1 protein-coding gene is annotated in these 3,019 nt (G+C 43.7%); it reads right to left on the bottom strand.

The features are described 5' to 3' along the window. Window positions 1-618: 618 nt before the first annotated feature. Window positions 619-2,631 carry a glycoside hydrolase family 127 protein gene (locus AC1DPZ_RS24695; protein WP_477408474.1) on the bottom strand — a complete coding sequence of 671 codons (2,013 nt, stop codon included), beginning with the start codon at window positions 2,629-2,631 and terminating at the stop codon, window positions 619-621. Between the last annotated feature and the right edge of the window lie 388 nt (window positions 2,632-3,019).

Raw genomic sequence — 3,019 nt, 5'->3', positions numbered from 1 at the left:
CGTTATAAGTTGGAGATGACCATTGCACCGAGTCGCCAACGGCAAGTTTCCAGCCTTTACTCAGGGAAACCTCCTGGGTTGATGCACTTGAGCAGATGGCTACAAGGAATAACATTGTAAAGATATTTCTAATCATAATTAATTGATTAATGATACAATCAAAAGCTACCTTAAAACAAACGATGGCTTATAATTGACTCAGAACGGTTTACCGGATTGTTTATACTTTTTAAAGGTATAAAGATTTCAATAGAATAGAAATGTAAGCGTAACATTTATTAAACTAAAAATCCCAACCGGGCTTCATATTGAAGTTTGGTTGGGATATGTGTATTGCGAAAACTTACGAAGTTTTAAAAACTTCGTAAGTTTGGTACTAATAACCGGATTCYGTTACAAGCAGCTGATTATCAATACAATTTAATAATATCATATCCCATGTCATTGCGAGGCACGAAGCAATCGCAGGCTTTACAGAGCGGATCTGCACAGTTCGCGATTGCTTCGTGCCTCGCAATGACATGGTTGTTGTTGAGCTCCAAACCCAGCACGTCATCCCCTTTTTTTGGGAAACACCCGTGATGGGTACTCCCAATGACCGGTGGGGAGACGATCGGGCTACTTACTCAGCAAATCAACAAACTTCACCTGCTCTGGGAACCATACTGTCATCTCGCCTTTACCACGGTTTGCCCATGAATAATATGGGATAGCTGTTAAAGTACTATTGCCGGTACTTACATTTTGATTGGCTTCATCTACATTAACACTTTTTACTTCGGCCTTTAAAGTCATAACGCCATTTAGCAAATCAGCATTATATGATGGCGTAAAAACAACATTCTTAGCTACAATGAAACTGCTGGGTTTGTTGGTGTTATCTTTCCACTCGGCACAATACATGATAGGGCCGCGCTGAATAGCAACCTTACCATTGTCATCTGCTAATTTCTCGTTGGCAACTACACGCTGCACATCCATAGGCAGGGTAAGCTCAACCTTATCATTCTTTTTCCATTTTTTGCTGATAACGGCATAACCATGCTCCATTTGGTAATCAACAGCTTTGCCATTTACTTTAATCTCTATTTTTTGTGCCGATGACTTTTCGTAGCTGTATAGGTCGGAGGGGATGGCTTTGTCCTGCGCCCAACCCGGGATCCTGATTTTAAGGTTCATATCCATCGCCGAGGCCGGATCGATATTAAATACCAGGCCGCCATCCCATGGGTAATTATTCTGCTGGGTTATTTTAAGCGCCTTGTCACTTACTTTTAAATTTGCCGAACCACTGATGAACAGGTTTACATAAACATCTTTACCATTTTGCGCATACATATAGCCGGGGATAGATGGAATAAGACGTACAATATTGGTTGGACAGCACGAGCAGGTAAACCAGCCGGAGCGCGAGCGCTCAATATCTGGATGCGTAAAACTGTCACGAATCTGCATGGCATTGGTGTAAAAGAATGATTTACCATCAAGCCCAACGCCTGATATCAATCCATTATACAGGGTTTTCTCCAGCAAGTCGATATATTTTGAATCGCCGTGTAGTAAAAACATCCGCTGGTTCCAGAATACGTTGCCTATTGCCGCACAGGTTTCGTTATAAGCGGTAGTGTTTGGCAATTCGTAATTACCGCCAAAGCGTTCGCCATCGCCAACCGCGCCGATACTGCCCTGTACGTATATTTTTTTGCTCACCATGTTATCCCAGATCTTATCAATGGCAGCTATATATGCTTTATCACCTGTTAACGCTGCAACATCGGTCATGCCCGAGTAAAGGTACATGGCCCGTACGGCATGACCTTCGGCTTCCTCCTGGTTAGTAACGGGAGTATCATCCTGCCAGTAAACGCCGTTGTCGAATGGATTTTTGCTTTTTTTGTTGTATTCCTTGTGACCGCGGGCATCTATAAAAAATTTAGCCAGGTCAAGATATTCCTTTTTACCGCTGATGCGGTACAGGCGTACCAGGCCCATTTCTACGATTTCGTGCCCCGGCGCTACCGTCCTTTTACCCGGACCAAACGTGCGCACCAGTAAATCGGCATTTTTTAGCGCGATGTTCAAAAAGTTGCGCTTGCCGGTAGCCATATAATGCGCGGCAGCAGCTTCAAACATGTGGCCGCAGTTATACAATTCATGGCTCATGTTCTGCTCATTAACCCAGCGCTCGGGCYCTGCCCAGGCTTGCGGATGTATGGGGTCGATGGTACGGGCGGTGTACAGGTAGCCATCGGGCTCCTGGGCCTTGCCTACTATGGTAATAAGCGAATCGAGGTAATGATCCAACTGTTTATCGGGATGAACAGCCAGCGAGTACGAGGCGCCCTCAACTGTTTTATAAATATCGGTATCATCAAAAGGATAGGTAGTACAAAACTTACCCGAGTGGGCAGCAGCCATCTGGAAATTTTTAACTCTGCCGGTACTTTCGCAACGTGCAAAGGATGCCGGGATAGTTGTCGTACGATTGGTTTCGATACGCGAGGTCCAGAAATGGTCACTAAGTTTTACGCTGGTAAACGGAACCGGTTGTATGGGGTAATCCTGCTGTTTTTGCGCAAATGCCGAAAAGCTGCAGCATACAGCTATTAATAAACTGATCTTCTTGTTCATAACAGGTTTTTAATAATTGGTAATAACGGTAGTTAAAGGTAATACATTTCAAATGTACATTAATTGTTCTTTTCACACTAATTAATTTTAGCAAATAATAACAGAAAATTAGCCGGGTTTGGATTGATGTTAGGAAGAATATAAAAAACTGGCCTTCTGCTATTCCCCTCACAACGGGCTACTGTGAGAACACATCTTTTAATAAAAGAAAATGTCATTTCGAGAGAGCTTGAGGGGGAAAGAGGGGGGCGCGAGAGAGAAATCTTCTGCGACAGGCAGTCAACTATACATCGTTGTATAGCATATCGCCGAAGATTTTTCGCTATCGCTCAAGAAATAGTTTCTCCTCACTCCAGCGCTCATCCCCACCTGGTTCGTTCGTAATGAC

This window comes from Mucilaginibacter sp. P4_G9 (genome assembly GCF_056400985.1).
The sequence above is the reverse complement of the archived record's forward strand: the minus strand, read 5'-3'. Positions and strand labels throughout refer to the sequence as shown.